This is a genomic window from Bradyrhizobium uaiense (genome assembly GCF_010811875.1).
GTDB lineage: Bacteria > Pseudomonadota > Alphaproteobacteria > Rhizobiales > Xanthobacteraceae > Bradyrhizobium > Bradyrhizobium uaiense.
In genome coordinates, this window is record NZ_VKHP01000084.1 from 1 (window position 1) to 25,311 (window position 25,311).

Below are 25,311 nucleotides of genomic sequence, written 5' to 3' on the forward strand. Positions count from 1 at the left end.
CTGGCGATCATCCCGCGGTTTGCTCATCGCATTCCCCAATGTCGACGACGCCGTCAGGGAATCACGAACCGCCCAAAAACGAAATCCCAAAACGCAGGAAAGCCAGGTCCCACACACCGCTTTCCTGTTACTTTCTCAAGAACATTTTTGCTTATTTTTCAGGTCAATCCGCATTCTTCACGGACGACTCTCTAAGAAAGGGATTTTCTCACATAACGGCCTTGACCGAAACGCCTAACGTGTTCGGTGGATGGCGCATACGACCTGTTAGCATCGACCACCACGTCGAAGGCGAGGCTCACCATTTCAGCATAACTGCTCGCTTCGTCCGAGTTGGACTTGAGTACGGCTCACCGCGCGAAACAGTCGAGATCTTTCCACCCTGAAGACGCGGTCAGCGCGTGAACGGCAATTGACAGACAAATCGCCGGTCCGTGAACATATGGGCCCAGCAGGCGTCATGAGCAGTCAACTATGATTGACTCGCGGCTGCGCTGGCAGCTGAGCAGCCGCTGCGAACAATCGCTACGAAATGTCACGCAGCTATTTGACGAACAGGCTGCGCGGCGTCGAAGTCAAGGGCTCATACCCATCCTCGGTGACGGCGAAGGGCTGTGTGATGCAGATGCTCTTGTCTTCCAGCCAGAGGGCAGCCATCATATGGAAGCACATTCCCGGCTGAAGCACTGTATTATCTCCCTTGCGCAAACTGGCGGTTCGCTCGGCTGACGCGGGCGGGTAGCCTACCCCTTGCGGATAACCAAGCCTCGCCTCTTTTTCATATCCGTGACGCGCGAGAACATGCGCGTAGGCGGCCTGGACATCTGAGCAGGTACGACCCGGGCGGACACTTTCGAGTCCCACATTCAAAGCTTCGATCGCGATCTCCGAAAACTTTTGATAGTCGAGGGTCGGTTTCCCGACCACGATAGTGCGAGCAAGATTAACCTGGTAACGAAGCCGAACTCCGTGAACTTCCATATAGGTTATCGTTGACGCCGGCAACGGCTCGTCGGTCCACGTGGGATGCGGCGCAAGAGCTCGTTTGCCAACGCCAAAAAACAGACACGAGCTATCGTAGCTTCCCCCGAATTCGGGCGTGCCTGATATCTGCTGGTGATAGACGGCAGCTGCTACATCACATTCACGCACACCTGGCTCGATTGTATCAACAGCTCGCTTTATCATCGCGTCCGCGATCCGGCCAGCTTGGCGCATATAAACGAGCTCGGCCGGGCTTTTCACGATGCGGATCCAATTGACGAGCAAATCGGCATCTACAAACTTAGCGAGAGGCAGCGCTCTGACAAGATCAGCATGTGCGCGCGCGGAATAATAATAGCCTCCCATCTCCACGCCGATCCTCGCCTTTCCACCCCCAAGTTCCTTGACGTGGTCTGCCATAACGTCATACGGCGATAAGCCGGCATGCGAGTTTACATACTCATCCGGATAGGTTCTGATGTTATCGTCTGCAAGATAAGTCCCCATCATTGCTTGGGGGCGCTCCATAAATCGCGCGATCCAAATGGGCTCGTCGTGATTGAGTGCCACGATGACCATTTGTGGTGTATAGAATGAGAGACTGTCGTAGCCGGTTAGATAGTTTTGGTTGGGAGGCTCGGAGAGCATCAGAATATCGATTCCGCGCTTGGCCATCTCTTTCTTCACCGCCAACAAGCGCCCCGCGAATTCCGCGCGCTCAAATCGCAGTTGCTTCTTCATATCGGGTGCCTCCAAGGTCTTGATTGACTACGTTCACAGTCTTTAAGCGTCCGACTTGGCAAGGCCCGGCATCACACTGCTTTCAACTAGCCAATCCCGGCCTCGCGGATTGAAGCTAGCAATACGGCTCGTGGAGCAAAGGGCCGTTCCGGGTGGTATTGCTAGCAAGTCATCGAGATCGTCCACCGGGTAGCGTACCTAACCTTTTGCGCGAATCTCTCGACATCTTTCCGGAGTTGGCTGGATCGTCTCCTGCATTTTTCCCACCACACCCCACACACTGATCTCCAGGGCGCCTTTGCGCCATCATGGCAACGATCCCATCAGCCGCCGGTGAAGACAACGGTCTTCTTGCCGTTGAGCACGACGCGATCCTCAAGGTGATGACGCACAGCGCGGGCGAGTACCCGCCGCTCGATGTCTCGACCTTTGCGGATGAGATCATCCGGCGTGTCGCGATGCGAGATCCGTTCGACATCCTGTTCAATGATGGGGCCCTCATCGAGGTCCGAGGTCACGTAATGCGCTGTCGCTCCGATCAATTTGACGCCTCGTTCATGGGCCTGGTGATACGGTTTGGCGCCCTTGAAGCCCGGCAAAAAGGAGTGATGAATGTTGATACAGCATCCGGACAACTTGGCTGAGAACCCGTCCGACAGAATTTGCATGTAACGTGCGAGGACAACAAGATCGGTGTTGGTCTCTTGCACGAGTTCCCAAATTCGCGCCTCCTGCTCCATCTTGGTCTGTTTGGTAACGGGCAGGTGGTAGAACGGCAACTCGCTTAGATCCGAGGAAGAGAGATGCTCGCGGCTATGATTGGAAACGATCGCCGTCACCTCCATTGGCAGTTCGCCAATTCGCCAGCGATAGAGCAGATCGGCCAGACAATGATCGAGTTTGGAAACCAGCAGCATCACTCGCTTTCTCCCGGATCTCGGCCGGAGAGTAAATCTCATAGCCAAGCGCTCTGCGAGTCCTCCGATCGATGCAGCGACTTCTTCCGCTGATCTCGCTTGGACGAGGCGGTCGAAGACAACACGCATGAAGAAATGACCGGTCTCGGTATCATCGAACTGCTGTGCATCGAGGATGTTGCAACCAGCGTCGAACAGAAGACTCGAGACCGCTGACACGATGCCTGGACGATCAGGGCAGGAAAAGGAGAGAATCATGGAACGATCGGACATGGCAGTGACGGCCCGGCGGCGGCTCCTCGCGAATTGAGTTTGAGAAAGGCGGGGTTCGACGTCACCCCTTCAGGCACGCTTTGAGCAGGTCCGGGGCGATGAGCTCTTCGACCTTACGCACCTCGCCCTTCACTCGGGTGCGATTCACGTCGTAGAATGCGCGAAGGGATGCGATGGCAGCGTGTTTTTCGCCCGCTATCTCTATCTCAAAGCTTCCTTTGGACAGCCATTCGGCACTCACCCCACTTTCACAGTACAGATATCCCATGCCGACGCCACAACCCAGGGTGTGGCCGAAGCCTGCCGAGCGCAGGTACCCCACGAGCGATCCATTGCGCCAAACTGGCTCTGTTCCGAACAGAAGCGGTACCGCACCGGGCGCGGCCAATTGAACAAGGCGTCGTCGCGGCGTCTGCCCGCGCTTTGACTCGAGAACCGCCCGCCCAATGAAATCCTCGCTCTTATTCCACGCGATTGTGAATGCTAGTCCCGCCTCGAGGGGAGAATCTTCGTCGCTTACATCCGCGCCCCAGTCGCGATAGCCTGCCTCAAGGCGTAACGTGTTCAATGCGACGTAGCCGGCGTGGCGCAGATCGAGATCGCTTCCCGCGGCGATCAGCGCATCGTAAACACCCAGCGCCTGCTCGGCTGGGATGTGCAGCTCCCATCCGAGCTCTCCCACGAAAGTCATGCGGAAAGCGAGCGCCATTCCATAGCCAATCTCGATCTCTCTGGCCGTCGCAAAGGGAAACGCAAGATCGGAGAAATCCGCCGGACTCGCGCGCATGAGCAGCTCGCGCGAACGCGGCCCCATGACGGACAAGCATGCGTAACCTGATGATACGTCGGTGACGAACACGTGTCCGGCATGCTTGGCATGCATTCGTAGCCACGCCAGGTCGCGAATACGCTGCACAGCCGCTGTAACCACCAGGAATTCCTCACCGCCCGCTCGGGCGATCGTGACGTCAGACTCCATGCCGCCCCGCTCATTGAGCCATGGCGTGTAGACGATACGACCCACTGGAACGTCAATGTCGTTTGTGGAGAGACGCTGAAGAAGGGCTAGCGCATCACGACCCTGCACCAGCAGATGCGCAAAGGAAGTCTGGTCAAACAGCGCGACCCCGGACCGGGTCGCCTCGTGTTCCGCCCCACTCGCCTTAAACCAATCATCGCGTGCGAAGGTGGCATGGGCGTTCACTGGCGCGCCGGGCGCACCAAACCACTGCGCGCGCTCCCATCCAGCGGCCTCGCCGAACTTTGCGCCAACGGTTGCCAACCGATCGTGTAGCGGCGAGACACGTACGTTGCGAGCCGTCGCCGGCGACTTGTGAGGACGATGCAGGGAGTAGAGGAGCCCAACTGCTTCGCCCGTTCGATCGTGCAAATATCGACGATTCCGCTGGAACGGCATGGCCCGTCGTACGTCCATCTCCCAATAGTCGTTGGCGGGCACACCCGTCGACATCCACTCGGCCATAACCTTGCCGGCACCGCCAGACGACTCGATACCGCACGAATTAAAACCCGATGCTACATAAAGACCGGAGATGTCGGGCGCGGGCCCCAACAGGAATCGATTGTCGGGCGTAAAGCTTTCCGGGCCATTGAAGCTTAGTTGGAGCCCCACCTTTTCCAGCGCCGGCATCCGCCGCATGGCATCCGCGAGGTAAGGCTCGATGTGCTCAAAATCGTCAGGCAACGACTCGAAACTGAACTCACGCGGAATCCCTGCCGCCCCCCAAGGCTTGCCGTTTGTCTCGAAAAAACCCACAAGTAGTTTGCCGGCATCTTCTTTTGCGTAGAAGCACGCGTCCAGATCGCGCACAGTGGGCGTATCAGGTGACAATCCCGCCATGGACTCTGTCACAACATAGAAATGCTCTGCCGCGTGCAAAGGCACGGTCCAGTTGAGATCGGCAGCCAAAGCTCGAGTCCACATTCCTGCGCAGATGACAACTTTTTCGGTGCGTACGACGCCCTCTGCGGTGTCGACGCCGACAATTCGTCCAGCCTCGACGATGATGCGCGTGACCGGCGTGCGTTCCAGGATCTTGGCCCCACCCTGCTTTGCACCAGCCGCAAAGGCGCGCGCCGTGTCTACCGGATTCGTCTTGCCGTCGGAGGCGATCCATGCCGCGCCAAGCACGTCGGCCACGTCGAGCAGAGGGACACGTCGCTTGGCTTCCGCGGCGTCGATGATCTCGACATCAAGCCCAAAGGAGCGCCCCATCGACGCCCCCCGCTTCAGCTCCTCAAGCCGCGCGGGCGTTGCCGCGACGGTGATCGACCCACATTGCCGAAAGCCAGTGTGCTGGCCGGTCAATTGTTCGAGCTCCCGGAACAACTCGGCGGTGTACTGGGCAAGCTTCGCCATGTTCTCGCTGGCTCGAAGCTGAGTGACAAGGCCCGCCGCGTGCCAGGTGGTACCGCAGGTCAGCTGATCGCGCTCGAGCAGAAGAACGTCGCGATGCCCAAGGCGCGTGAGATGATAGGCGATGGACAAGCCGATGATTCCACCACCGACGATGACGTGTTCCACATGAGAAGGCAGCTTGCTTTGCATTCGACAACTCAAAAAATGGCCGCGGGCAGATGTTGACGCGCAGGTTCAGCGCGCAGGTCGTTTGTAGATATTCGTGGATGGGACGCTTCAGGCCAACGCTTCCGGCGCGCCATCCGAGCCGATGGCGGAACTGGAGCTTCGACGGATGGCACGACTTGCCACCCAATCCGCGCGATAGAGCGCTTGGGCGCGTACGGAACTATGCCAGAATTCTATCTCCTCCCGCGTTTCTTGATTTCATCGACCTCGGTCAATCGGAAAGCTCTATCCTTCCGCAAATAGTACCCGGCCCTCGATCCGAATTTGGCTAAAATAGGCCTGCGCGAGACAGAAATTCTGCGCCTAAGCGGTAAGGTGCAGCGCTTTGCGTCTTCAACTGTTACGCTGACGCGAGCAAGCGACGAGAACGCATGCGGGCTCTGGAGCATCGTGTATGATGGACCGGCAGTCGGAAGATGACGCTGATCTCGTCAGCGCTTTTGGCGCGGCCAATGCCCAATAATCGGAATCCGAGCTGCTTTTCTCACACCTTCTCAAGTGCGAGAGGTGCTCGAGTGAGATCTTGCTTGTTGCGTGTGATAATCCACAACGGCGGCGACTTTGCGCTGAGCCAGTCGAAGAGTCCAGGCTGAGGACGATCGACGCGGAATCGTGGTGACAAGTATTTGCGCGAAATCGCTCGCGAGGCGGGTAGTATCACCGGTACGGAGCGCCCGCACAATCAACGATCCGCTTTATTACCCTCACGTGATCAGCGACGTCGGGTCGGCCAAAATGCGATCGCATGATTCACCCGCTAGGCTGCGTCCGGTTTCTCTACGTGACCCTTTGCAGGTCAGGCTGCAGGATTTCGCTCTCAAAAGCAGGATGGCCAAATTCGGCGGACCCGGTACTCATATCCAAAGATAAACCTCGACGCGAAACTGCTGCAGTAACGGTATTCTCGAGCAAGTACGCGACAGTCATCGGCCCGACACCGCCGGGCACCGGGGTTATGTAGCTCGCCCGATTGCTCGCTTCGTTGAAAGCTACATCTCCGACAATTTTGGCAATGCCGGTCGAATCGATCGCACGATTGATGCCGACATCAATGACGATCGCACCTCGCTTGAGCCAGTCGCCGCGGACCAGCTCCGCGCAGCCGGCGGCAGCGACGACGACGTCGGCCCTTCGACAGAGGTCCGGCAGGTTTCGCGTCTGAAGTTGCGCACCCGTGACGGTGCATCCGGCATCTCCGAGCAGGATTGCCAGTGGCTTTCCGACGATGTTCGAGCGACCAATGACGACAACGTCAAGCCCATTCAAGTCGCTCACAACAGTCTTGATGAGATGAACGACCCCAAGGGGCGTGCAAGGAGCTAGGGCTGGTCGACCCGCAGCCAATCTTCCAATATTGTAGGGGTGGAAGCCGTCCACATCCTTTGCCGGGTTGATGGTCTCCAGCACGCGCAAACGGTCGATGTGCTCGGGCAACGGAAGCTGAACGAGAATGCCATCGATGGTATCGTCAACGTTAAGCTCCTCTATTGCATCGAGGAGTTCCGCTTCACCGACAGTGCTCGGCAGGAGAATTTGTTGTGATTTAAAGCCCACCGCCTGCGCCTGTCTGGCTTTTGTCGTCACGTATACCGAACTGGCCGGATCCTTGCCAACCAGCACCACGGCCAACCCTGGCGTGACATTGCATTGGGCTTGGAGCAACGCGACATCGCGCGCCACGCGCGCCCGAAGAGCCTCGGCGATGGACCTTCCATCAATTCGGATAGCATTCATGATTAATTCCAGAGGTATTCGGGCGGCGATGATGGCGGGACGATATGCCCGCGCCAAACAATTCAAGAGCGATCAGCGAAATGGAGCAACTTGCGGAACGTGGCTTGCCACCTAATCCACGACATTGGCGCAAGACGGCAAGTCAGTCAGAGCTTGAGACTGCTTTTGGCATCGCCGTCTCGGGCCGCCGCGCGAGATCCGCCCCAAACAGCAATGGCTGCGCAGGTGCGAGCTCTGGTTTCTACAACCTTGAGCTCGAGTGCATCGACAACGGCCAGGTCCACCAAATCTACATTAGGGGGCTCGGCCGCAGCTAGAAATGCACTTCAAGCGATTGCTGATTCCTTCGCGAGTTCATCCATTACTTGTTTCGTCGCGCGATATGCCAAATCGACAATCTCGTCCACCTCCCCCTCGGACACAACGAGAGGTGGGGCAAAACCGAGAATCTCCCCATGCGGCATTGCTCGCACAATGAGTCCGCGATCGCGAGCGGCCTTCGCGATACGGGCTCCCACCTTCAGCTGCGGATCAAATCGCCGTTTCGTCTGGCGATCTGCAACGAACTCCACGGCGCCGAGTAAGCCCACACCCCTCACTTCTCCGACGATCTCGAGTTGCGCAAACCGCTGCTTGAGTCGTTGATGAAAGTGCGAGCCCACGATCCTCGCTCTGTCCGCTAGTCGCTCCTTCTCGACAATATCCAGGACCGCATTGGCAGCAGCGGCCGCAATCGGATGGCCGGAATAGGTATAACCATGTGAGAACGCCCCGACCCGATCTGCTGCTTCCTCCATAACCGCGTAGACCTTCTCGCCAACGATGGCAGCCGAGAGGGGCACATAGCCTGACGTCAACCCTTTGGCGACGGTCACCAGATCCGGCTCCATTCCGTACATCGTGCTGCCGAAGTCCGCGCCGGTTCGACCGAATCCACAGATGACCTCATCGGCAATCAGAAGGACGTCGTAGCGTCTCAGCACCGCCTGAATTTCACGCCAGTAGCCGGCAGGCGGTGGTGTGATGCCTCCAGTACCCAGTACCGGCTCAGCAATGAAGGCACCAATCGTTTCCGGCCCCTCTCGCACGATTAACTGTTCGAGCTCGGCTGCACGCCGGAGCGAAAAGGACTCCTCCGTCTCACCAGACGCGGCTCCCCAGTAGTGATGCGGCGTCCCCGTGTGCAATATGCCCGGAAAGGGAAGATCCATGTGATCATGGTAAAACGACATGCCCGTCATGGACCCAGAAATGACGGAGCAACCATGGTAGCCACGCTCGCGCGAGATAATTTTCTTCTTCTTAGGCTGGCCACGTAGATTGTTGTAATACCAGACGAGCTTGGCTTGGGTTTCGTTCGCGTCTGATCCCGATAGACCAAAAAACACTTTGCTGGGCTTGCCTGGGGCCATTCGTACGAGACGGTCCGACAAGATTGCCAGTTCTTCGGTCGTGTGGGCCGCATACGTGTGGTAGTATGCAAGCTTGTAGGCTTGCCGCGCGATGGCCTCAGCCACCTCAGTCCGGCCGTATCCAATATTTACGCAGTACAAACCGGCAAAGCCGTCGATGTAACTGCGCCCACGAGCATCCTCAATTCGGATGCCTTTCCCGCCAGTCACGATCGTGGGATCGCCGATCCTGCCAGAGGCATAGTCCTTGAGCTGCGTAAAAGGGTGAAGAACATTCGAGCGATCGATCTCCGCGATGGTCCTAACGTCAGTCATGCCGGATTCTCCTAAGCCGCCAAATCGCCGAAGCAGACGTATTTTAGCTCCATGTATTCATCGATGCCGTGTCGCGAACCTTCGCGGCCGAGACCGGATTGCTTCCATCCTCCGAATGGAATGGGCGGGCCCGTAAACGAGGCTGTATTGACGCCAACCATGCCGTACTCGATGCTCTCAGACAGGCGAAGGGCTCGACGCAGGCTATCCGTGTAGACGTATGCGGCTAATCCCATTTCGCTGGCGTTCGCCCGAGCAAGGACCTCTTCTTCCGTATCAAATGGAAGGACCGCTGCTACCGGCCCGAAACTTTCCTCACGCGCAATGAGCATGTCGTCCGTGACATCGCTGAGCAACGTCGGAAGAACGAAGTTTGACCCTAACCCCTCGTCACGAACCGCGGAAAAAACGTGCGCGCCCTTCGCTGCCGCATCGTCGATGTGAACCCTGCACTTGTTGGCGACCGACGACTTGGTCATTGGCCCAATTTCCGTTAACGGGTCGAGCCCGTGCCCCACCTTGAGTTGACGCATTGCCGTCGCAAACGCCTCCACGAAGTCCCCATAGATGCCTCTTTGGACGTAGATTCGATTAGCCGCCAGGCAATCTTGACCCGACGTTGCAAACTTTGCAGCCATCGCCCCCTTTACAGCCTTGTTAAGATCCACGTCGTCAAAGACAAGAAAGGGAGCATGTCCTCCCAGCTCCAACGACATCTTCTTAACGGTGTCGGCCGCGCCCCTCAGAAGCAGACGACCAACTTCGGTCGAACCAGTAAACGAAAGAGCGCGAATTCTGGTATCACGCAACAGAGGCGTCGAAAGCTCGATCGGATCGCCGACAAGAACCTGAAACACGCCTCGCGGCACTCCCGCCTCTTCCGCCAATCTAGCCACCGCCAACGCAGAAAGCGGCGTCTCAGGAGCAGGCTTCACAATGATAGAACAACCCGCGGCAAGAGCAGCTCCCGCCTTTCGCGTGATCATGGCTACGGGAAAATTCCACGGGGTGATGGCCGCCGCCACACCGATCGGCTGCATCCGGACCTGAAGCAGACTTCCGATCTTGTGACTGGGGATTGTCTCGCCATACGCACGCTCCCCCTCTGCCGCGAACCACTCAAGAAATCCCGCACCATAGGCAATTTCATGACGCGCCTCGGCGAGCGGCTTGCCCTGCTCGCACGTCACCAGGACAGCAAGCTCTTCCGAATGGCGGAGCATTAACGACGCCCAAGACCTAAGGATCGCTCCGCGCTCTGCCGGTAACAGCTCTCGCCACGCAACAAACGATCGTTCAGCTGCCGCAATCGCCAAGTCCATATCGGCGGCAGAGCATCGGGCAACATCGGCAATCTCTTCCTCGGTCGCAGGGTCCACCACAGAGTCTCTTTGTTCACCCACCACCCACCGACCATCGATGAGCGCGGCCCCGGCCAGCAGATCACGACGCCTTAGATTCTGCAGATGCCTGACAGCTAGCCCGACCGAATGCGGACTTTTGGGCCGAACATTTTGATGGGGCATCTGATCGTCCCAAGTGGTCATTTGTTGAAATTGCTTAGGTAATCAGGATACTGATGTTACAAACAGATTTGCGTCGCATTTTCATGTCGTTCGGAGATTTCCTGCATGACACAAGCATTTTGCGGCGAAAGGCACCTGAAGGTTGGAGGCGATTATGCAGTACGATCGAATAGACGCCCGGATTCTCGAGATTATGCAAAAGAGCAACCGCTTGACCTCCGAGGTGATCGGCGAAATGGCGGGACTCTCTGCTACTGCCTGTCAACGCCGACTGAAGCGGCTCCGTTCGGACGGGATCATCGAGGCCGATGTCTCTATCGTTTCACCGAAAGCGGTGGGAAGAGCTATTCAAATGCTCGTGCTAGTGAGCCTAGAGCGGGAACGTTCTGACATAATCGATAAGTTCAAGAAGGCGATCAAATCGTCAAGTGAAGTCGTCAATGGATTCTACGTCACGGGCGACGCCGACTTTGTCCTCTACATTACCGCGCGTAGCATGGAAGATTATGAGCAGTTCACGCGGCGATTTTTCTATGAGAATCCGGACATCAAGGCGGTGAAGACGATGGTCATAATGGACCGCGTAAAGGCAGGATTTGCCGTGCCGATTGAAGCTCCGACCGAGGAATAGCTCGGTGTCTCAACTCGCGTTTCTATGCTTTTTGCGCGATTTTTCATCGCGTGCTCGGATATGACGCGCAAAACCTACGCCATCGCTTCTTTATTGTAGGCGGCCGGCAAGACTTGAGCTTCAGGAATGTTCTCGGATCGGTGTTCGACGGAAATTTAAGATCAGAGATATCACGTCTGACTCAGTTGCGTTCCGCTTCATTCTGATGAGACCATGGAAAGTATAGAAGCGCAATGTTCAAAAGGTTCGTTTAAGGCTCGGCTGGGCGAGCGACCTTGCCCTAAACGAGCGAGGCGCCAACGCCGTGCTTGGCCGCTACGTGAGTGGCATCAATTTCCAAACCAACAAGAGACATCATCGCTCCCACTCGGGCAGTGGCGCTACCACGAAGCTTCGCCATTGATAGAAGCGCTTGGCGCTCAGTTCCAGATGGCGGAGCGACCGCCTCCCCCGTCGGCAATCACGAATTGTCAAGGATGTCTCCGGACGATGGTGCGTCTCATAGGGCGCGCAGTGTGTGCAAAACAGACCAGCTCGAAAAAAGCGCTAGTCACTTTCGAGCCCCCGAATCAGTCGGGTCATCGCCAATGTGGTTCCCCCATCAATAAGCCGTGGGAGACAAACGCAGGAGCCAAGATGACACATCAGTCCAAGCTCCCACCATCCAAGGCTGACGGTATCTTAACGCCGCTCGGTTATCCGACCTTCCGCCGCCTCTGGCTTCCGAGCTTGCTCACCAATCTCGGCATTCTGGTACAGGGCGTGGGCGCAGCCTGCGCGATGACACAGATGATGCCTTCTGCGGACCAAGTTGCACTGGTGCCGACGGCGCTTATGCTGCCCGTAATGCTGATCGCGATGCCGGCCGGCGCCATCGTGGGACTGGTTGCGCTCTGTGGTGCAATCGCGCTGACTGTGCTCGACTGGTTGGGTCTCACTACGCCGAATTTTTTTGCTGGCGCTCTGCTTAGCCGTCGGCAGCGGCATTGCGCTGATGGGACCTGCTTGGCAATCCTCAGTGAGCAAGCAGGTGCCCTCCGGAGCAACCTGCGGCCATCGCGTTGAACGGCATCAACTACAATATCGCGCGCAGCGTGAGCCCGGCGGTCGTTGGCATTGTCGCTGCCGCGGCCGGAGCAGTGGCCGCGCTCGCGCTCAATGCGCTGCTCTATCTGCCGCTCATGCTCGCGTTTTTCCTTTGGAAACGGATATCCGAGCCCTCGCGTCTGCCACCCGAAATGCTCAAGCGCGCCATGGTTTCAGGCGTTCGTTGCATTATCAGTTCGCCATCGATCAAGATCGTGCTAGTCCGTTCCATGGTCATCGCGGCGGTGGGCCCATTGCCCTGATGGCGCTGTTGGCCCGCGACTTCCTGCATAGCTGCTCACAGAGCTATGGCATCCTGCTCAGCGCCTTGGCTTGGGCGCGGTGATCGGTGCTTTCAACCTCACCGAGGTGCGCAAACGCTTGAGCGGGGAAGCCGCAATCCGCGCGTTCTCTCTGTCCACGGACATGTCGGTTGCCGCAGTGGAGCGGAGTCGCGAGCCAATTCTGACGGCGGCCGCACTAATCTTGGCGGGGGCGGCGTGGATCACCGCGTGGGTAGTGTTTTGCATTGGCGCGCAGTTTTCGGCCGCACGCTGGGTGGCAGGGCGATCGCTCGCGGCCTATCAGGCGATGAGTTAAGGCGGAATTTCCGTCCGTAGTTGGGGTTGGGGCCATCCGACCGGTGTCGCCGTCGTCGACACGGCACGCCCGGTCTCACCAACCTTGATGCTCGCTTCCCCACTCCTCGGGCTTTGGCTGCCCGTGCCGGGCATTGACGCGCGCGGCGAAGAGGCTGAGACGCCCGAGGATCTCAACGTACGGCTGGAGCTAACAGAACGGAGCGGGCCGCTTTGTGGTGGAAATCGAGTATCGGGTAGCGCAACAGATTGCACGCGCCTTCCACAACGTGATGCAGAAGATCGAGCTGTCTCGGCGGGGCAACGGCGCCTATGGCTGGTCGATTGGGGTCCCGAACTGTGGACCGAACGCTATCGCTGTCCGACATGGCTTGACTATTCGCCAGCGCAACCGCTCGCCCCACTCGGAGCGTGAGCTTGATCGGCAAGCCACGATTTTCCACGTCGGTCCCGATCCCATTCGCGTCCGGTGCACGCTAGAGTGTCCGTTCGGATTGGTTCGCTGGAAGGAAGAGCCGCGGATGATGCCTTCTAGGCTGATTGCCAGCGCCGCGTGAAGTCGTCACCTCTGGGAGAAACGAAGCTAGCGAATACAGCACTGCGTCTTGGCGATTGCCCGAAGCGTCACCCGGCTCCGCCGTTGATCGACGAGCCGTGTAAAATGGCGATCATACTTCTATCTGGAACAAACTGCCCACTTGATCGGAGACGCAAGGCAAGGCAAATCGCCTCGAACAGACCGTCCAAGCTGCAAAGAAAAGGGCCACTCCAGAGGAGTGGCCCACCAAGTCAGGGGAACGCCCGATCAAGGGCCTCTGGGATCAGGCCGCCGCCTGACCAATCGGTGAGAGTGGTAGACCTAGACTCTCGACCACCCGTTGTATGTGAGCCGGCCCCGATCGACATTGAGACCTGTGCGGAGATGGGAATTTTCCAGTACGGACGCAAATCCTTTGTTGGCAAGAGTCAATCCGAAGGGGCGGTATGGCCTTGTTCGGTGCCTGGCTTGAAGTCAGCGGGACCGCTCCGGCATATTGGGCACACGGTAATGAATGAATGCCGTCCACCGGGTAAGATGGATCAGCGTGCGTCATCAGATGCGACGTTTCGAAACTGCCAAGTAAGGCGGCCCGCCCAGCCCGGCATGGCGGCAAAGCCAACGAGCTTGTAGAAGTGGATGTCGTAGCCGAGAAGCTCGCTCCGCAACTCGCTTTCGCGGATCGCAATCATGATACGTCCTGCATCGCTCGAACGCAGCAACGAGCGCGGGATGTGGGCGCCAGCCAGCACCAGCAGGCAGATCGAGAACGTTGATTCCGTGGATAGAAATGCCTGCGGATCACCGGGCATATTGAGCGCGGACTGCCGTGATGCCCTCGAAGCCACCGAACGGTACCGGACCAATGTGAAACCAGGGATCGGCAGTCGACGTATGACGGAATAGAAGATCATCGTCACGCAGAGAGTAACGACGCCGAGATAGCTGTCGCCCAGGTGGCTGAAGTACAGGAAATAGCCGAGGACGAGAGAGAGAATGCGACCGGCAATACGGTTCCGATCAACAGGGCAAGCGTGCTATCACCCGAAATCGGAGACTGAGATTGCATAGGCATAGGCGCCGAGACCAAAAAACGGCCGAATGTCCAGGGTTCGGGATCCCAAGCCATCCCCCAGACGAAGCGGGAGCGAGCGCTGCGATCGCCATGGTCGAGAAAGCCGGCAGATCGACGAGGTCGACTGGCTCCCGAACGATGGGCCCGAGCACAGTGAACAGCACCAGAGCGACTGGAAACAAGGTATGTTTGAGTCTGCGCAGCATCATGCCATCGGCCACCAGTCCACGAGCTGGAGACGACCGTCGGAAGCAGCTGCAGGATGATCACGGCCAAAGGCAACAGCGAAACCTGACCGTTGACGGGAGTAACGAAATAGGAAACCAGAGCCTCAACGAGCCCAAGGATCGTTGAGGGCTCCTTTAGGACCCGCGAAGGAGCCAAGCTCTCTCCGCTCGGGTGATGAGGACACAACGTGGCAGTTACGGCCGCGCTACGGCATGCAGCGCCGCGAGCTCAGCCGCCGAAATCTGCGGCATCAGGAATTCAGTCTGGCCCGGGTGAGCAAAGGCGTCGCACCGGCCGCCGTAGCTGTCGGGTTGGATCTGCTCTTTGGTTGCGATAACCTGAGGGGTGTTAGCAAAAACGGAAGTGCCGCGCCCCCATCCGGCGGAAGCTGTGCATGACAATCCAAAGACATCGCCGCGCCGGAGCAAAGGATCGACGCGAAAAACGTTGTCGGAATGGATCAAGCAGCAAAAGCGCGACGGCGGTCGCTATTGATCGCTTCCGGCACGCACTTCAAAAATCGGCGTGTTCACGAAGCATATGTAGATGCCCACCCTGCGCTCGAAGCTCGTGGGGACATCCGCTTAGCTCTCCTTGACGCTTGTTTTTGAGGGCACTCCCGACCTCGCTATTTCCCGTAGCCATCGCGCCGTACTCGCTCCGAGTTCGTAATTAGCTTTGCGCTCGGTTAGATCTCATTGCCTTGCAGATCATCCAGCCAGCAGGCCGCCTCGACGTGAGGCCGGGAAAAGATCCGTCCGATCTTCTCGGACACTTTGTTCTGATGGTATCGCATGTACACGCGGCCATCGTCTCCCAAATCCAATATTTCGATCTTTCCTGTGTAATGAGACATAATGTATTTGAATGTCTTCTCGATGCCACTGAGACGCTGGTTGATGCCACGCGCAATCTCTATTCCCCGTCGGAGTGCAACTTGAAAATGGGATGCGCCCTTCACTGGCCTGGCTTGGAATAGGTAGTAAGGGCGGACTCCGATTTCGTGGCATTTGGCGAACGTTTCGGCCAGGATTTCGGGATCATCGTTGACTTTCGCGAGGAGAACGGCCTGATTAAGGAATTGCACGCCCTGCGCTCGCAAAGTGCGAACCTTCTGCTCAGCATCGGACGAGATCTCACCTACGTGATCGAAATGCGTGACGATTATTGGAGTTTTACCTGACTTTTGAATCCGCTCGAATAGCGCCGGCAGAGCGGAATCTTCAAACCGCCTTGGTTCATAGGCAAGCATTTTTGTACCGAATCTGATCGAACTCAAATGATTGATAGGCAGCAGGTGGTCAAGGATCTTGTCGAGTTTGGCCGTACTAAGCATGAGCGGGTCGCCTCCCGATATTAGCACGTTTGTCATCTCAGGATGATGCGCAATATATTGCGCGACCTGAGCGAAGTCCGGGGCGATTTCGTCGGACGTCTTGCCGACGATCCGCTTACGAAAACAATAGCGACAATATGAACCGCAGCGTTCGGTCACCAGCAACAGGCCAGTCTGCGGGTACTTGTGCTGCAATCCTGGAACGACCGTGTTGTCGTGCTCGCCGCTCGTATCCAACGTGCCTGGGCTCTCGAACTCCTCGACCGAGGGCTCCACAATACGCTTCAACTGATCGTAGTACCCGTTCTTGGCTATCTGCTCGCGATAGAACTTTGTGACATGATAAGGCGTGATGTTGTTGATTTGCAGTTCGCCCTCGCTAACGACGCGCGTTTCTTCGATGAATTTCAGTACTTGTGCTCTGCCATCCATCGGATCAGCTATGGTTTCCATTGCGACGCCTCGCCTGTCCTGGTCAGCGCACTTTGATCCACTACGATCTGTTGATCTACACTACAGCGTCATTAGCTGATCGATACCTACCTGATGTGGTGAGGACTATCAGATCTCGGCGGTTGAGAGAGGCACTCTGGTACTCGCCAGATACCGGCGCGTCGAGACGGTGACGCAGCAACGGGCCTACATCGCTGCCGGTGAGTGGACCGCGCAGCATGCTACAATATGCGACAAAGCTTCCAGACTTTTGCCGCGTGTACAAAACGCGATCGCCGCTTCTTCACAAGCGAGTTGGACGCCATCCTCGATTACGAAGGGTATTTGTTTGAAGGGCCACACCGATGATCAGGGCGCTGATCTGCCGAGGCCCCCACACTCATGAAATTCAGTTATAGAGAAGGTCGCCCTTTTAGACTGAATAGCGCGCCTCTCGACCATCGTCATCACCGCTCCATCCTTTCGCTGCCCAGCACAGATAGCGTCGCAATAGTCGGCTCGCATTGTGCCGCGCCGACGTTTTCACATGCAGGCTGCTCGCGCCTTCTCAGAAATTTGAACAAGCAGATCGGTTGCGCCGCCCAGGCCGTTCTGGCGGGATCACAACAAACCGTAAAAGGTTCGGCTGCTGCCCCACACTAGATGGGCTCCGTTGAACCGTCAGCGTCTTAGGACCGGACGTGCGGCCCCTGCTAGGCAGCCTCGGGGGCCCGTGATTTCAGCCTGCCCATGTGGGGCAAACCGACATCAATCGCAGGCCAGTCCATGGCCAGATGAGGACTGCCGATTTCATTGATGCGGTATCGCTCAGTCGCGCGACTATCCCAGATTGCAACGTCGCCCGATTTCCAGTTCCAACGCAGGGTGTTCTTCGGCGCAGTAAGATAGGACTGAAGCAATTCAAACAGTCTTTGGCTAGGATAACGCTGCAAGCCGACAAAATTCTGCACGGAACCGCCTAGCGAGAGCATGCGCTCGCCGGTTTCCGGATGAACGCAAACAATCGGATGTGTCGTCTCGTAGATCGTTCCGGTGGATACATCGCCCAATCGCCTCTTGTCGTTTTCCGTGACGCCTTCCGCCGCAGGGTAACCGAATGCGGCGCAACGCACAGCCCAGAGGTTATCGGCAAGCATCCGCAGGGGATCAGGAAGATCAAGGTAAGCAGCCGCAGTGCTCGACCAGGCGATGTCACCGTCAAAAGGCGGGATCGCGGCGCCTCGCAGCACTGAGATCTTCGGACCGCCGGCATTAAAGGCGTCGTCATCGTTCAGCTGTCGGACATAACGATATAGGCGATCGGGGAGCCTTTCCGGGATTGTCGACTCTTCCTGCGTGTCCAGCATTATGGGATGCGGTATCAGCGAGCCGAGCCGAACGGCGAAGCGCTGTTGCTGGGGATCATCAAGATGCCCCTGATCGCGGAAGAAGATGACCTTATGCTCGAGCAGCAGCCGCTTAATGGCTCTGATGAGCTCGTCTGGCAAACGGTCCGATAGCACAACGTTCTTGATTTCAGCGCCGAGGCGCTCCGCATGCCTGACGATGTCTGCTCGGGGAATGATGTTATCAGCGACTACATTGCTACTCATGGCGGCGCCTCTCTCTGTGGATGTCGAAACAAAGCCCCCGAGATTGGTGATGATACGTGGCGAGTTGACGAGCGATCTTGATGACGCGCATTCGAATTGCCTGATCCACGCCGCGCAACGAGCCAAACAGGATTTGCGATACGGATCACCGTCATTTTACGCTCTGATTCCCTCTGCGCGCGTGCACCAGTTGGGCCGAAAACCCCGCGGTCTATGTCACACGCGTCTGTCCGGCTTCGACTGACGGACACTCGCGTATAACGCCGTCGGATCGATTTGCAGCTCGATCAACAGCCTCGTTTGCACACCAGAAATCATAGAGGCAATCCATGTCCAGTCCATGAAACGAAACCAGCTTTCTTTCCCGATCTTCAGCAAGGTTCGCTCGTCGCCGAACGAGGCCTTGAAAGATATTTCATACGACGGTCGATACGCCACTGAAGCGATCCACATGGCCCAATCCGCACGACAAATAAACGAATGCATACTCGGGCGATCTGCACTCATTGAACAGCAAGGCCACTCTACCTCTTGCTGTTTTTACATATATCGCCACTTATGCGAGCGAACAATCCTTAGTTTGCGGCTTTGAGTTGTTTAAATGCGCGCGCCTTTCATCAACTCGTCATTTCGGCTCTGAATTCGCCGAGCGAGCGACGCGCAAAGTTTGAACGTTGCAACCGCAGTTGCAGTTTAACAACTGACTCAATCCCACCATTTGCGGAATCTGCGTACCTTACCGTGATTGAGTTGCTCGGCCGTGACTTGCGTCTTTGCTGCGGTAGGGCTCGGTCGCGGATTACCGGTTAGAATTAATAGCGTGCCGAACAAGCAGGAATACCGTGCGCTACAGCGCGCCAAAACCGGACCCACGGCGGTATTTCTTTCGGCCCTTGCCTGGCCGAACAGAAATGGCGCCTTCCACCTGACGTTAGCGTCGGTTAGTTCGAGCCCCTGGGACATAGCCATTTGGTTTCGAGCGTGAATATTCATGTGCTGCGAAGATACACCTCGCTAGACGTCGTCGGGTGCGCCATGTGGAGCGAATGTCTGGCCCAGCCCTCCGACCGTATTCGAGTGGGGCCGTATGCAGCGCTTAGGTCAGGATCTAGAGAGCTGCCTCAAATTCACTGCGCTCTATTAGCCACCCCACCCCTATTGGCAGGTCGACGCTCAAGCAACCTCAGGTAAGGTCGTAAGCGAAGATCATTCTTAATGATCGGCCTGTCCGCCCCGTCCCGAGCGACAACTGCAAGGCGCGTGAGCACGATCACACACGCAACATAAATGCACGTTTTCCGGAAAGGCGATGAAAGAATGCGCCAGCAGCAAAACAAAGCCGCCACACGGCCGAGCCATGGCGCAAAATGCGCGCAACTGAGCCGATCTAGTAGCCGAAGGTCCGTCACAAAGCGAAATGGCTCAAGCATTACTTCCATGGGTAGATGCGCGAGCACCGAGCAGTGCCTGTCCCGCGCCTCTTCGTCGCGCCAACACTGAGCTGGTAACCGCTACACGCAATGACGTCTTTTTTCTCGGGGAAGCACTCCGCGAAGCAGCAGGAAGCGAAGCACAATTGGTGGAACGACGTTTTTATGGAAGTTCTCACAAAATTGAGTGGCGCCTTCATGGACAATTGACTCCTTACGGAGCTCCGTGGAGTGGACGATGTCACAGGAGATTTGTATAATGACGCGATGGATGGCTTTGGTATGCCTGTGCTTTGGAGCGTTACCGCTGTCTCCGGCCAAGGCGCAACCGATCTGGACCTGGACCAACCAATATGGCTCAACGCTGAGCGTCGACAGCTTCAACCAGAACACAGGCGCAATCTCCGGCACTTACACGAATAATGCAAGTAACAGCTGCGACGAAGGTGTGCCTCAAGCAGTAAGCGGCTGGCTTGCTCAGACCAATCAAGGCACAGCGATCAGTTTGACTGTGAACTTCGCTGGATGCGGTTCGAGCACCGTTTGGACGGGGCAGCTCAATAGCGCCTCGGGCTTTCAGGGGCTTTGGCTGCTCTCACTTGCAGAGCCGGTTGTATGGAATGGCATCAGCGCCGGCGCCGACACCTTCACATTCAAGACGGGCGACAAGGCAAAATTGCTATCCAGTGGCGGCCTGGCGGCTGAGACCAGCTCAGGCGAGAAACTCTCGAACACGAAAAAGGGCCCGAAGTGACATCAAACTCCACTTGGCGAGCTCGATCCCACTGAAACAGACAGCCATGTAATGGTTCGCAAGCGAACATGCGACGGGCGGGAACGATCCGCCCGGTTCATATGCGTGAACTGCTGATCGCTTGTCATTAACGCGCCTTCACCGAGGCTCACCGACTTCATGCGCAGCGTGCCGCCGCGTTTGTACGCTTGTTTGCCAAAGCTGCAGGATCGCGCAGGCCGCGAGATGCAAGTGGCCTTGGCGATCTTCTCGTGTTGCCAATCGGCACCGCTCGGGCTGCCTTGCCAATCAGGTTACCGGCAACACGTTCAATGGATCATCTCTCTCGCCTTCGACCGCTACGCTCCCCTCACGCGTCCCGGAGAATTTTTTGTCCGGTATCCATAATTCGGCTTGATTTGGTTGGACCCAGCACAGCACAGGCGCAGTTGAGCCCATAATTGCGGTTCTACTCGGTGTGACAATTCGACAGAGTTGATCGATGGACCTGATCCTTGAGGGCACATGGTCAGGCTCGCTCCTCTCGCTTTTGAGCCCCCTGGCCAGTATTCGCTATATATTATTCAACCACAATAGCCATGCTGCACTCGAACTGGTCCTCCTGTCTGCCCGGAAGCTGTCCATGCTATTGCAGGAGTTGCCTGATCAATGGCGGATGCACGAGGTTCGCCCTCCGGAAGCCTGCACGTTGTCGCGTTAAACACGACTTCCCTACGTGACGCCGAGCCATTTTGCGCATGTCACTGATCCGTTCCCAGATGGCGCGCTCCGTGAATGCTTTCAGTTCCGCGAGCATCTTGCCGACGGATCCGGATCGGCGTGCTTAATCCTGTTTGGTTGAACCGGTAGGTTCGCGGGCATCGCTAACTTCCGATGAATGCCGACGGGGACCTTGCTGGGGCCACATTGATGGAGCAGTGGTCAACGCGTTCTGGCCAACTTGCCGGAGAACATCGACAGACGTCTCACCTCGAGAGGCGGCTTCTAAAATCTCGGAAGCGACGTGCGCTCGAGTGCTGGTCTCGTGAGCGGGCAGTTCCTTGCAAACCTCATCCAGAACGCGACGGAGGCAAGCAGTCATTTCGGAGCCGAGCATAGGAGGTCTCCTCCAATAGAGTTAGAGAATGATTACACCGCAAGCGAGCTTCACGACATAACTGTCACCGATTCCCGATCTCGAACCTCGAGGAAATGAGTGCGACAACTTACTTCCTGGGTCACTACGTGACACCTCTTCAATGTGTCCGTGAGTCTACGTCGACAGTGGTCTTCCAAACATCGGCTCGCTCTGCCACCTGCGCCACGCTTGCCCTCCCGGGCTAAGCGTTCCCTTACAGCGTCTTCAAATACTCGAGAAGCGCGCGCCGGTCCGTATCGCTCAGTTCCGGACCGATGACCCCAGGCGGCAGCTTCGTAATATCAGTTTCCTTGCCCTCGAACGAATGCCCGCGATTGCTGTTGCCAAGCAACGAAACATTGAAGTCCGTCAGGCCGGCCGCGCAGGCGTCATTCGCGCGCACTTTCGTCACAAGTCCGACATTGACAGGATCAAACTTGCGGCTGCCCACGCAGAACGAGCTCGGCCGCCGGCCCTGCGGCAACAACATGTCCTTCAACGTCGGCACTGACCCGTTGTGCAGATACGGAGCCGTTGCCCAAACACCGTCCAGCGGACGCGCGCGGTATTGAGGTTCAAGAGCAAGGACATCGTTGTCCTTGCCGTTAAAGCTCACCCGGGCTCTAACATATGTTCGCGGATTTTGGCAGTTTTTCCTCGGCCCCCACATCTGCTGCTTGACTTGTTCGGAAGAGTTGTTCGCGACGTTCCATTGATCGATCGTCTTGCCCACCACGTCCATCAGGGCTAACACAAAAAGCGGGTCGGCCGCCCGATCGGTTGGAAGGCCACAGCCCCAGGCTTTGTTCAGATCGTCGACTGGATTGAGACCGATCTTTTCGGGTAAGTGTACGCGCCGCGTCGTCAGGACGTTGGATTGTTGACGATCGGTGCCGATCACGTTCACCGGCAGTTGAACGACATTGAAATAATGGCGTCCGCCGATCTCCACCCAATTCTTATCGCCCTTGGCCGATCGATCCGGGTTCTCCGGCTTCCAGAAGGAATCTTCCGGCCACTTTGTGTCGAACGCGGGATCATTGACGGGTCCTCGGTGGCATTCAAAGCAATGCGAGCGATAAAGATCACGACCTTTCGCAACGAGAGTCTCGTCAATAGCCCAGGCCGGATCACCTCGGAATCTATCCTGCGCATCCTTCCATCGTGGCGCGACAAGCCCGTTGAATTTCCTGCCGCTTGCCTCCGCAGATGAGAAGGGATCCGTACCCCGCAAAAGCTCCTCGAAGCGCGCAATGTCCGACAGATGGATGGATGATTCAAAAAGCGGGCGGCCCGGCGCGGGCGCCCGCATATTGATTTTCGCGCTGACGCCGAGCGCTTCGCCGGAATTGCGAACAAGTTCGTTGAGGACCGAGGCGTCATACTGCGCCCACAGGAAGTACGGCGTGTCCCAGATCGGCGGAAAGCTTACGGGCGCGTCGTTACGCGCAAAGTTACCCTTGAGAAGGGAATCGGAGAGTTCTCCGGTCACAGGCTCCAGGAAATTGGTGTAGAAGACTTGGTTGCCGATCCTGTTCAAGGCATCCAGTCGGCCGAACCCCTCATCGAGATCCGAAACACCTTGCCCGGCCAAAAGACCATCGCTTGCTGCCTTTTGAGCCTTGATCTTCTGGAGTGCTAGCTCCAGATCACTTCGCAGCTTCTTGCGATCGATGCTTCGACCTTCAATGCTTTCCAGGCGGTTGGCGAAGCGTTCGAACCGCCACGGCAGGATCAGCGTATAGCCGATCGATAGTCCAATGACCCGTTCCACCTCACCGAGGTTGACCATCGCTGGTCCACCATCGAAGCGAATGCTGACATTCTTATACTCGAGATGACCGGTATGACAGGCGGCGCAGGTTAATCCGATCTGATCTTCGTAGAAGGCCCCCGTTGTCGGATCGATGCCCCCTTTCAGAATTGCGAAGCCAACCGGCAAACCAGCTGGATTATCAGGCGTGCTCGCCGTCCAAGTGGAGCCTGTCCCCTTCGCATCCTCGCGGTAGCCGTATGCAGGTGAGCTCGCATCAAAGTCCTTTGAGCTTGGACTTGGGATGAAACCAAGGCGTCGTAGATATTCACTGTCGGTCAAGCTCGTGTAATGGATCGATAGCTCGGGACGTTCGAGAGCCAGAAACCATCGATAGGGCACGGGAATGGTCGCGGTGCCCTGGGAAGTATGGTGGAACCAGTAACGCTGCCGCGAACTCCAGTTTTGGGGCAGCCAATACGCGCTATCGATCTTCGACGGCGCCGGCAGCGTCGCCGGTAGCAGCTGGGCAACCAGATTTGCGCTATTCTTGATCTCGAGCGCCGTATCGCGAAGCTTCTCCGGTACAAAGTATGCCATGCCCGCGACCAGTGCCGCGACCACGAATATGATCGCGACCAAGAGACCGATGGCGTGCGGCAACCGCCTCAGCCGGCCACCGACCCAAGACCTGAACGAACGTGCCCCCATGGCAATCCTCCCTCATTTCAAATAGCGCGCGGCGCCGCACGAGCGAGCCGGGCGATGACGGTCCTTACTTGTTCAGCAATTGGCTATTGATGAAGGAGACGACGTCGGCAGTCTCGGCTGCTGCGCGTCGGGTGATGGTCGCGGCCGCAGGACCACCATGCAAGAATGAGGGAAACCAACCAAAATTACGAACATTCCAGTCTTCTTTCGGGAGAACCGCTCGGTTTACACCGGGCACCGTGAAGCCTTGCACTTTCCTTTTGAGCGGCTGCGCCGTCTCGGTATGACAGCTCACGCAGTCCGTATTGAAGAAGTGGCTCTTCTTCGTATCCGCAACGACGTTGACGATCTCGAGCACGCGGCTATTGGGAATGTTGCCATCGATGAAATCGGCCGTGGAGACCCCCTTACGGTTAGAAATCGGCAAGGGAGGATTCTGCAGCGCCGCGTGGCGGCAGGTCACCGGATTTTGGTTATTCGTGACCGGCCGCGGGACCACATGCGTGTCGCCGACGATGCTGAACATCTGCGCAGCATGTAAGCCATCGAGTGTCGGGCCCGGCACTGGTATCAGCCCGGCCTGCGGCACCCTTAGCATCGAAACGAACACCCAGGGTTCGGGCGGTGAAATGCCCATAACAGCCATGGTGTTGAGGCGCTGCGGCGAGAGATGCTTCTCCAGCATGGCTTTGACCGCATCACGAAACGGCTTGGCGGATGCACCGACCAGCCCGGGGTGCACGTTCATGTCACCGACAGTCGAGATCTTGACATTGCCGAACTTTCCAGCTGCAAGTTGATCCCGCAGTGCCGCAACGTCCCGAATGATCGCCTTGAAAGTTGCGTCGTCAGGCTTGAAGCGCGGGAATGGCGCGCACCCCTCGAGCGGCGGATCGGGATCGAGGTTGAAGCTGAAGATCAGGTGGCCGGCAGTGTCATGGACCTTGAATCCGTCAGGGCCATTGGTCACGGGTTGAATGATCAGCCGGATTTGCGGCTGCCGTCCAAACTGGGCGACGACATCTGGAGATAGGCCTGGTGCTCCCGGATCAATCCGGATGCCCGCAACGAACCAGGCATCGATCTTTTTGACGGCATCCGGCAGATGGATGTGGCGCGCGCCGGAGTCCGGCACGCCTTCGCGTTCGGGATTTTCGGCGTTTGCGACAAAGCGCGCGAAATCATCATCGGACAACAGCCGGTGCGCGGCCCCAGGGGGACCGGCAAGGTCGGAAACCGCAATCAAATTGACGAGGTCTGCAGGCGCCTTAGGGGGAGGAAACAGGATGGACACGTCGTTGGCCGAAAGCGGCTTCGATGGCGTCTGGCCCTCTGCTGTTGCTGGTCCCAAAGCACCGCCGAAGATTAGTCCCGCTGCGAACAGATTTTTAAGGAACCACCCAAGCATCGAGCGGCGGATTTCACCTTTCGCCATCGTCGGCAATTCCCTTCTAAGATTGAAAACTCGAGGTCCGATTGAGAGACGGCCGTCTTCAGC

The 25,311-nt window shown here is 57.3% G+C and carries 20 protein-coding genes; 7 read left to right on the forward strand and 13 right to left on the reverse strand.

The features are described from left to right. On the forward strand, window positions 1-238 hold a 238-nt coding region (locus tag FNJ47_RS50545; protein WP_206685332.1), incomplete at its 5' end, for a hypothetical protein. 305 nt (window positions 239-543) lie between these two features. Here the strand turns inward: FNJ47_RS50545 and FNJ47_RS20655 are convergent. The 6 genes from FNJ47_RS20655 to FNJ47_RS20680 all read right to left on the reverse strand — a co-directional run bounded on the left by FNJ47_RS20655 (window position 544) and on the right by FNJ47_RS20680 (window position 10,510). Continuing rightward, window positions 544-1,725, reverse strand: a complete 1,182-nt coding sequence (locus tag FNJ47_RS20655; protein WP_163156315.1) for a M24 family metallopeptidase — start codon at window positions 1,723-1,725, stop codon at window positions 544-546. Between the two features lie 323 nt (window positions 1,726-2,048). Continuing rightward, a complete protein-coding gene (gene purU / locus FNJ47_RS20660; RefSeq protein WP_163156317.1) occupies window positions 2,049-2,915 on the reverse strand; it encodes a formyltetrahydrofolate deformylase in 867 nt (288 codons plus the stop codon). Between the two features lie 61 nt (window positions 2,916-2,976). Then, window positions 2,977-5,484 (reverse strand): GcvT family protein, encoded by a 2,508-nt coding sequence (locus FNJ47_RS20665; protein ID WP_163156319.1) that lies wholly within the window; start codon window positions 5,482-5,484, stop codon window positions 2,977-2,979. An 816-nt stretch (window positions 5,485-6,300) separates the two neighbouring features. Beyond that, on the reverse strand, window positions 6,301-7,257 hold the full coding sequence (gene folD, locus FNJ47_RS20670) for a bifunctional methylenetetrahydrofolate dehydrogenase/methenyltetrahydrofolate cyclohydrolase FolD (protein ID WP_163156321.1): 957 nt from the start codon (window positions 7,255-7,257) through the stop codon (window positions 6,301-6,303). A 326-nt stretch (window positions 7,258-7,583) separates the two neighbouring features. Then, window positions 7,584-8,984 carry an aminotransferase gene (locus FNJ47_RS20675; protein ID WP_163156323.1) on the reverse strand — a complete coding sequence of 467 codons (1,401 nt, stop codon included), beginning with the start codon at window positions 8,982-8,984 and terminating at the stop codon, window positions 7,584-7,586. 11 nt (window positions 8,985-8,995) lie between these two features. Beyond that, a complete protein-coding gene (locus FNJ47_RS20680; protein WP_163156339.1) occupies window positions 8,996-10,510 on the reverse strand; it encodes an NAD-dependent succinate-semialdehyde dehydrogenase in 1,515 nt (504 codons plus the stop codon). Window positions 10,511-10,664: 154 nt separating this feature from the next. On the opposite strand from FNJ47_RS20680, the gene FNJ47_RS20685 reads away from it, so the two are divergent. The 5 genes from FNJ47_RS20685 to FNJ47_RS54740 all read left to right on the forward strand — a co-directional run bounded on the left by FNJ47_RS20685 (window position 10,665) and on the right by FNJ47_RS54740 (window position 13,383). After that, window positions 10,665-11,141, forward strand: coding sequence for an Lrp/AsnC family transcriptional regulator (locus tag FNJ47_RS20685; protein ID WP_163156325.1), 477 nt, complete (start codon window positions 10,665-10,667; stop codon window positions 11,139-11,141). A gap of 636 nt (window positions 11,142-11,777) precedes the next feature. Beyond that, window positions 11,778-12,206, forward strand: coding sequence for an MFS transporter (locus FNJ47_RS54725; protein ID WP_430649396.1), 429 nt, complete (start codon window positions 11,778-11,780; stop codon window positions 12,204-12,206). Then, entirely contained in the window at window positions 12,203-12,490 is a 288-nt protein-coding gene (locus FNJ47_RS54730; RefSeq protein WP_430649397.1) for an MFS transporter, read from the forward strand. Before FNJ47_RS54725 ends, FNJ47_RS54730 begins: the two co-directional genes overlap by 4 nt. Before the next feature lie 79 nt (window positions 12,491-12,569). After that, complete coding sequence (locus FNJ47_RS54735) at window positions 12,570-12,827, forward strand: MFS transporter (RefSeq protein ID WP_430649398.1); 258 nt, start codon at window positions 12,570-12,572, stop codon at window positions 12,825-12,827. Window positions 12,828-13,044: 217 nt separating this feature from the next. After that, window positions 13,045-13,383, forward strand: a complete 339-nt coding sequence (locus tag FNJ47_RS54740) for an MFS transporter (protein ID WP_430649399.1) — start codon at window positions 13,045-13,047, stop codon at window positions 13,381-13,383. Window positions 13,384-13,906: 523 nt separating this feature from the next. Here FNJ47_RS54740 and FNJ47_RS20695 read toward each other — a convergent pair. From FNJ47_RS20695 to FNJ47_RS20715, 5 genes are all read right to left on the reverse strand, one after another. Further along, window positions 13,907-14,176: an ABC transporter permease gene (locus tag FNJ47_RS20695; RefSeq protein ID WP_163156327.1), complete on the reverse strand. Its 270-nt coding sequence runs from the start codon at window positions 14,174-14,176 to the stop codon at window positions 13,907-13,909. A gap of 685 nt (window positions 14,177-14,861) precedes the next feature. Then, window positions 14,862-15,131: a hypothetical protein gene (locus FNJ47_RS20700; RefSeq protein ID WP_163156329.1), complete on the reverse strand. Its 270-nt coding sequence runs from the start codon at window positions 15,129-15,131 to the stop codon at window positions 14,862-14,864. 224 nt (window positions 15,132-15,355) lie between these two features. Then, window positions 15,356-16,456, reverse strand: coding sequence for a KamA family radical SAM protein (locus tag FNJ47_RS20705; RefSeq protein WP_175068401.1), 1,101 nt, complete (start codon window positions 16,454-16,456; stop codon window positions 15,356-15,358). A 692-nt stretch (window positions 16,457-17,148) separates the two neighbouring features. Continuing rightward, a complete protein-coding gene (locus FNJ47_RS20710) occupies window positions 17,149-18,048 on the reverse strand; it encodes a TauD/TfdA dioxygenase family protein (RefSeq protein WP_163156331.1) in 900 nt (299 codons plus the stop codon). Window positions 18,049-18,264: 216 nt separating this feature from the next. Continuing rightward, window positions 18,265-18,501 carry a hypothetical protein gene (locus FNJ47_RS20715; RefSeq protein WP_163156333.1) on the reverse strand — a complete coding sequence of 79 codons (237 nt, stop codon included), beginning with the start codon at window positions 18,499-18,501 and terminating at the stop codon, window positions 18,265-18,267. 1,215 nt (window positions 18,502-19,716) lie between these two features. On the opposite strand from FNJ47_RS20715, the gene FNJ47_RS20720 reads away from it, so the two are divergent. After that, window positions 19,717-20,232 carry an avidin/streptavidin family protein gene (locus tag FNJ47_RS20720; RefSeq protein ID WP_236000013.1) on the forward strand — a complete coding sequence of 172 codons (516 nt, stop codon included), beginning with the start codon at window positions 19,717-19,719 and terminating at the stop codon, window positions 20,230-20,232. 1,331 nt (window positions 20,233-21,563) lie between these two features. Here the strand turns inward: FNJ47_RS20720 and FNJ47_RS20725 are convergent. Together FNJ47_RS20725 and FNJ47_RS20730 are read right to left on the reverse strand one after the other, a co-directional pair. Beyond that, entirely contained in the window at window positions 21,564-23,765 is a 2,202-nt protein-coding gene (locus FNJ47_RS20725) for a di-heme-cytochrome C peroxidase (protein WP_236000014.1), read from the reverse strand. A gap of 112 nt (window positions 23,766-23,877) precedes the next feature. After that, a complete protein-coding gene (locus FNJ47_RS20730; protein WP_236000015.1) occupies window positions 23,878-25,248 on the reverse strand; it encodes a hypothetical protein in 1,371 nt (456 codons plus the stop codon). Between the last annotated feature and the right edge of the window lie 63 nt (window positions 25,249-25,311).